Genomic DNA, 6,277 nt, shown 5'->3' with positions numbered 1-6,277 from the left:
CTCGAGGACCGTGCCCCACTGGCGCTCGGAGAGATACGGGCCCCACCGCCGCCAGTGGGCCGAGCGCGCTTCCGCCTCGAGCAGCCGCTGCTGCTCCGCGATCTTGGCCACTTAGATGCGCCCGCCGGCCCCGGCGGTTCGCCCCGCGAGCCGCTCCAGCCAAGCGGAACGTTCCAGGAGGAAGCGCCGTGTGTGGCGCGGTGGTAGGCCGTCCGGCCCGGCCGCGATCTCGGCCTGGAGCCGCGCGAGATCCGCCGCCGTGTCCACGTCGTACCACGCGGACAACCTGGTCGAGCTGAGGCCGAGAGCGCGGGCGCGACGCTCGGTCTCCTCCAGCACTGTCGCGGTGCTCCACCGCATGCCCTCGAAAAGCTCCGGGTGTGGCCGGCGCAGGCCTATCAGGTAGTAGCCGCCGTCCTCGCTGGGCCCGAGCACGAGGTCGTGCCCGCCACCGCTCATGACGGCCACGGCGCGCTCGAGGCGCTCCGTCGGCAGCGTCGGCGTATCGCTGTCGATCACGATGGCGGCATCACAGCCGCTCCGGAAGAGCTCGTCACAGACGGCCACGAGCCGCGCGGTGAGATCGGCGCCCCGTTGAGCCAGCAGGGTGAAGCCGGGAGCCAGCGCCTCGAAGACGGCCGCCGCCTGCGCCGGTACGAAGGCGAGCACGCGCTCCACCCCCGCCACCTCCCGCGCCTGGGCGATCTTGTCCAGCAGGAAGCAGCGGTAGAGCTCCGCGGCGTCGTCCGGGGACAACGGCGGGCAGAGACGCGTCTTGACCCGTCCCGGCTCGGGCGCCTTGGCCATGATGCAGATGGCGATGCGCGTACCCATCGCTCGAGCTTACCTCGCCCGGCGTCGCGCGCCGCCCACAAGCTCGGTCCATGCCCGGAGGGTCTCGGCGACAGTCCAGGCCTGGGCCGGGCAGCCGCCCGGGGCAAAGGGCGGCTCGCCGTCGAAGACCTCGCCAAGGCTGCCGACATCGTAGGCGCCGACATGCCGTCCGAGCGGCTCGAGGAACGCCAGCGCCGCCTTCCTGTCTTTGTAAACCTTGAAGTGAGCCAGCGCGAAGGGCCCGAGCAGCCAGCCCCACGCCGTGCCCTGGTGATAGGCGCCGTCACGCTCTCGCGGCCCGCCCCGGTAGTGCCCCTTGTAGTCGGGGTGCCGCGGATCGAGGCTGCGAAGCCCGAAGGAAGTCAGCAGGCGCTTCGCGCAGACCTCGACGACATTTCGCTGGCGCTCCGGCGCCAGAGGGCTCGACGGCAGCGAGACGGCGAAGATCTGATTCGGTCTCACAGCCGCGTCGTTCCCGGACGGCCCGTCGAGGACATCGAAGCAGCAGCCTTCGGCCGCGTTCCAGAAGCGGTCGAAGCCCGTCGCGACCCGCGCGGCCTCCGCCTTCCACTCGCCGGGTGAGCGCTTGAGCCTGCGCGCGAAGACGGCCATGGCGCGGAGGGCATTGTGCCACAGCGCGTTGATCTCGACGGGCTTACCGGTGCGCGGGGTCACCACCCAGTCGCCCACCTTGGCGTCCATCCAGGTCAGCTGCACGCCGGGTTCGCCCGAGCGCAGGAGACCGTCGGCCTGGTCCTGACCTATGCCGTAGCGCGTCCCCTTCCGGTACCAGCCGATGATGTCGGTCAGCGCGGGGTAGAGCTGGGCCAGGAAGGCGTCATCCTCGGTGGCGGCGTGATAGGCGCGGATGGCTTCGATGTACCAGAGCGCGGCGTCGGCGGTGTTGTACTCCGGCGCCGCGGCGCCGTCCGGGAAGCGGTTCGGCAGCATGCCGTGGTCGATGAAGCGCGCGAAGGTCGCCAGCACGCGCTTCGCCACCTCGGGTCGGCCGGTGCAGAGGGCCAGCCCCGGCAGCGAGATCATGGTGTCGCGCCCCCAGTCCTCGAACCAGGGGTAGCCCGCGATGACCGAGAGCCCCTCCGGAGAATCCGGCAGAGGCCGGCGAACGATAAACTGGTCCGCCGCCAACACCAGTTGGGGCACCCAGGCAGGCGCCCGCGGCGCTTCGGGAGCGGCCTTCTCCCAGCGCGCGAGCGTCGCCGTGGCGTAGCGGTCGTGACGCCGCCAGGCTGCCCCGCCGTTGAGGGCGGGCTCGCTCTCGGCCGACAGCACGACGGTGATGGAGGCGCCCGGCGCGACCGACGCGTGGAAGGTGCCGGCGTGGAGATGGTCGTCGTAGTGGTCGAGGCCCCGCTCGGCTTCGCGCCGAAGCTCGTAGCCGCGGTACCACTCCTGGGACGGCTCGGCGCGGGCGCCCTCGGCCATGAGGCGGAGCTGGCGGGCGCCCTCGAAGGCCGTCACGACGAGGCCGCCTGACGCAACCTCCACCTGCATCCGCCATCCGCCGGCTTGGGTGGTCGCGTGGTAGTCGCGGTAGTTCACGAGCGCCTTGATGGCGAGGTCTGCCGGGGCGAAGCCGCGGAGCAACCGGTACTGGACGTACGTCGTGTTGGCCCCGTGCTCCATCCACACACGCTTCTCGAGCAGCGCGTCGGCGCAGGCATACGTCCACGCCGGCACGCCCGACTCCAGGCAGAAGCGCTCGATGAATCGATGCCCATCGGGCGCCACGGCGCCGCTCTGCCAGCGATTGGCGCCGAGCTCCCAGGTGGCGCCGCCGTAGGTAAGAGTCTCCTCGAGCTTGGCAGCCAGCAAGGTGCGACCGAGAGGCGGGGCGAGGGCGGCCACGAGGAGGCCGTGGTAGCGGCGAGCGAGCGAGCCCGCGACCGTGCCGGAAGCGAAGCCGCCGATCCCGTTGGTGCAGAGCCACTCGCGCGACTCGGCGAGGGGAAAGTCACCCGTGATATCGCGGCCAAACGTGAGCACGTCAGCCGCTCAGCACTTCTTCCCGGCGCATGCCCGGCAGGCGAAGGGACGGGGTGTGCTCATGCGAGTCGCACCTCCGTCGTCGCGGGCTCTTGGCTCGGGCATCGTGATGGCGGCAGTCTAGCCCACATCACGACGTCACGCGAGCCAAAAACGCCTCTAGAAGCCCGGACTGCTCTGCATCAGCCCGCCGTCGGGAAAGACGGTCGTCGCCGTCATGTAGCTGGCCCCGTCATCGGCGAGGAACGCGACGACACTGGCGATTTCCTCCGGGCGCGCCATGCGCCCGAGCGGAATCGCAGCGTTCAGCTTCTTGAGCAGCGCCGGATCTTGCATGGTGGACGTGTTGATGGGGGTCGCGACCGCCGCCCCCCCTGCTTGATCATCTGCCTGGCGGCGATCTGCGTGGCGAAGAAAGCGCTCTTCAGGTTGATGCTGAGAACCCTGTCATACTGCTCTTCCGTGGTGTCGAGCATCGACGTTCGCGTCTCGACGCCGGCGTCGCCTTCTGGGCGTGGCACGCCCCGGCGCTCTATGACCTGGCGCTTCGCTCGGACTTTTGGCATCACGTCGAGCACGCGTGCTTCTTCACGACGGCCCTCCTGTTCTGGCGGCCGGTCATCCTGGCCTGGCCCGCCCGCTCGCCCTGGCCGCGCTGGGCGATGATCCCGTATCTCGTGCTCGCCGAATTCCAGAACGCCATGCTGGCTGCGATCCCCACGTTCTCCGACCGCGTGATCTATCCGGCCTACGGCTCCGTCCCGCGGCTGTGGGGTATCGGAGCGCTCGAGGACCAGTCGATCGCCGGAGCGATCATGTGGGTCCCGGGATCGCTCGCCTTCCTCCTACCCGTGCTGTGGCTGGTCGTGACGGGGGTCGCCACGCCGAAGGCCCAGCGGAATGCGGTCGAGGCTGCAGGAGGTCAGGCGGTCTTGCGGAGCAGGTAGATCGCGGTGTGTCGGATCGATGCGACGGGCCGCGAGCCGTCCGCCACCAACAGGAGGTCGGCCTCGACGAACTCGTGGCCCTTCTTCTCGAACAGCCTCTCCACGCGCCCGCGCATCTCGAGCCGGTCACCGACGCGTGCCGCGCTCCAGTGCCGGCCGCGGCTCTCCACGTGGATCCACGGGCTCATCCGCACGTTCTTGTCGAGGGCGCGGTTGGAGAGATCCACGTGGATGCCCGGGTGGGCCGGGGCCCCGGCTCCCGCATAGGCCGACAGCGTCTCGCCGAAGCGCGCGATGTAGTCGGCCGCAGCCTTGGCCGTCAAGTCGAGCTCAGGGGTGCCGAGGACCTTCAGGCTCTCGAGATGGGCGCGGGTGACCCGCGGCCTCTCGGCGGGCACGGGCGCAACCGCATATTCGGAGGCCAGGGGCGGTGACGGCTTCGCTCCCGTGTCAAGCATCATGGTCGCCGTCCCGCACACCTCGCCCACTGAATTGTGCGCCGCGACTTCGATCGTCACCGAATCCGCGGTCATCACGGCGACCTTGGCGCGGATCACGGCGGGCTCCTCGTAGTAGATGGGCTTGGCGAAGCGAGTCTCGAAGGTCCCGCGCTCGAGCCATGCCACCCCCAACGCCTCGACTACTGGATGCGTCATCCATGCGTACACGGTGACGCCGGGCACGAGCCCGCCCTTGAAGCCGTACTGCCGCGCCAGGTCGTCCTCGTGGATCTTGTTCTCGTGAGGCTCGGTCGGCGCCGGCGCGCTCACGTGGAACTCGGGAAGCGTCATACCGTTGGTCAGAGTCTCGAAGGCCATGGTAGGGAGAGACTAACGGGTGCCGAGGCCGACCGCAAGCAGCAGTAGTATAGAGGCTCCATGACGCCCGATCGCACCACCGGCGCCTTGCGGTGTATCACGGGAAGGGAACGAAGGCGTGCCCTGCAAGTTCGCGTATCAAGATACTGAGCGTTCGGCAGACTGACCGTCTATCCCCGTCGGGCCGTATACTATTGGAGTGCCGTTCGAATGGGATCCGGCGAAGGCAGCGGCGAACCTCAAGAGGCACGGTGTCAGCTTTCACGAGGCCGCTGCGGTACTGGCCGATCCACTCTCGACCACGTTTCCAGACGAGGTGCACTCTGAGGACGACGCCCGTTTCCTGACAATCGGCGCGCCCACGCGGGGCAACATCCTGGTTGTGGCGCACACCGAGCGAAACGATACTATCCGCATCATCAGCGCCCGTCGAGCGACGAGGCAGGAGCGAGAATTCTATGAGCAAGGCTAATCGGCACGAGGATGACGATCTGCGACCGGAGTACGACTTTGCGTCGATGAAGGGCGGCGTCCGCGGCAAGTACGTCGCACGGCTGCGCAAGGGGAGCAACTTGGTCTTGCTAGAGCCCGAAGTCGCAGCCGCTTTCCCTTCGGACGACGCTGTCAACGAAGCGCTTCGCGGGGTTCTCAACACGACGAGGGCGGTCCGCGGAAAGGGAGGGCTGCCGAACAGCGCACTCCAGCCGACGAGCCGCGCCACACCCCGTGCGAAGAAGGCAAGGCGAGCTGGCGCGGCTCGCGGTTGACCGCTAGGCTTCGAGGACGAGACCAGAGGGAGGTGGGTCCAATCCGAACGCGCCGCGGGAATAAGTTCGAAGGCCCGGAGCCGAGATGAGAGGGCTGAGGCTCGCCTCCAGCATCACCCTCGCGCTCGCTGGGCTCTTCAGCCCGGTTGCGGCCGAGGCCCAGCAGGCGGCCAAGGTCGCTCGAATAGGCTTCCTGGCGGTCAACCTGGCCGCTAGCCCCCACCTGCCAGAGGCCTTCCGTCAAGGACTGGGTGACCTCGGTTACGTCGAGGGCCGCAACCTCGTGATCGAATACCGAGATGCCGGGGGGAAGTTCGAGCGGCTCCCCGCTCTCGCGGCCGAACTGATTGCGCTCAAGGTTGATGTCATCGTGGCCGGAAGCACAGTCGGCGCCCTGGCCGCCAAGCGAGCGACCAGAACCCTCCCCATTGTCTTCACTGTTGCTGCCGATCCGGTTGGGAGCGGGCTCGTCACCAGCCTTGCGCGGCCGGGCGGCAATGTCACGGGGTTGTCCATCCTCGCCCCGGAGCTAGTCGGCAAGTGTCTGGAACTGCTCAAGCAGGCCGTTCCGGGGATCAGTCGGGTCGCTGTCCTCTGGCAGCCAGGCGCCGCTGGCGAACGCACGGAAAAGGACACGCTGAAGGGAGCAGAAGTCGCGGCGCGGGCGCTGGGGGTGCGGCTTCAATTCGTTGAGGCGCGAGGTCGCGCCGATATCGACAGGGCCTTCGCGGACATGACCAGGGCGCGCGCAGGCGCTTTGACTGTGTTGGGAAGCACCATGTTCAGCTTTGAGCGAAGACGCCTCGTGGACCTGGCGGCAAAGAACCGGCTGCCGACGGTGTACTCATTTCGGGAGTATGTCGATGCCGGGGGCCTTATGTCCTATGGACCGAACGTTGCTGAT

General features: G+C 68.4%; 7 protein-coding genes and 1 pseudogene. 4 read left to right on the top strand and 4 right to left on the bottom strand.

Annotated elements, in window-relative coordinates:
* Positions 1–111: 111 nt before the first annotated feature.
* From VGV06_17265 to VGV06_17255, 3 genes and pseudogenes are all read right to left on the bottom strand, one after another.
* The gene (locus VGV06_17265; GenBank protein HEV2056893.1) at positions 112–834 is read right to left on the bottom strand and encodes a TIGR04282 family arsenosugar biosynthesis glycosyltransferase; all 723 of its coding nucleotides are present in this window, start codon (positions 832–834) and stop codon (positions 112–114) included.
* Between the two features lie 9 nt (positions 835–843).
* A complete protein-coding gene (locus VGV06_17260) occupies positions 844–2,841 on the bottom strand; it encodes an amylo-alpha-1,6-glucosidase (GenBank protein ID HEV2056892.1) in 1,998 nt (665 codons plus the stop codon).
* Between the two features lie 159 nt (positions 2,842–3,000).
* Positions 3,001–3,344 (bottom strand): annotated as a pseudogene (locus VGV06_17255) (SDR family oxidoreductase).
* Between VGV06_17255 and VGV06_17250 the strand changes: the two are divergent.
* Positions 3,228–3,788: a cytochrome c oxidase assembly protein gene (locus VGV06_17250; protein HEV2056891.1), complete on the top strand. Its 561-nt coding sequence runs from the start codon at positions 3,228–3,230 to the stop codon at positions 3,786–3,788. The pseudogene VGV06_17255 and the gene VGV06_17250 sit on opposite strands and share 117 nt — an antisense overlap.
* On the opposite strand, the gene VGV06_17245 is transcribed toward VGV06_17250, so the two are convergent.
* Positions 3,764–4,606 (bottom strand): hypothetical protein, encoded by an 843-nt coding sequence (locus VGV06_17245; GenBank protein HEV2056890.1) that lies wholly within the window; start codon positions 4,604–4,606, stop codon positions 3,764–3,766. The genes VGV06_17250 and VGV06_17245 overlap by 25 nt on opposite strands.
* 199 nt (positions 4,607–4,805) lie before the next feature.
* Between VGV06_17245 and VGV06_17240 the strand changes: the two genes are divergently transcribed.
* From VGV06_17240 to VGV06_17230, 3 genes are all read left to right on the top strand, one after another.
* Positions 4,806–5,078, top strand: coding sequence for a BrnT family toxin (locus VGV06_17240; protein ID HEV2056889.1), 273 nt, complete (start codon positions 4,806–4,808; stop codon positions 5,076–5,078).
* Positions 5,065–5,373, top strand: a complete 309-nt coding sequence (locus tag VGV06_17235) for a hypothetical protein (GenBank protein HEV2056888.1) — start codon at positions 5,065–5,067, stop codon at positions 5,371–5,373. Before VGV06_17240 ends, VGV06_17235 begins: the two co-directional genes overlap by 14 nt.
* Positions 5,374–5,458: 85 nt before the next feature.
* On the top strand, positions 5,459–6,277 hold an 819-nt coding region (locus VGV06_17230; GenBank protein HEV2056887.1), incomplete at its 3' end, for an ABC transporter substrate-binding protein.

The sequence above is a fragment of the Candidatus Methylomirabilota bacterium genome (assembly GCA_035936835.1).
Classification (GTDB): Bacteria; Methylomirabilota; Methylomirabilia; order Rokubacteriales; family CSP1-6; genus AR37.
This window is presented reverse-complemented; position numbering and strand designations above follow the sequence as displayed.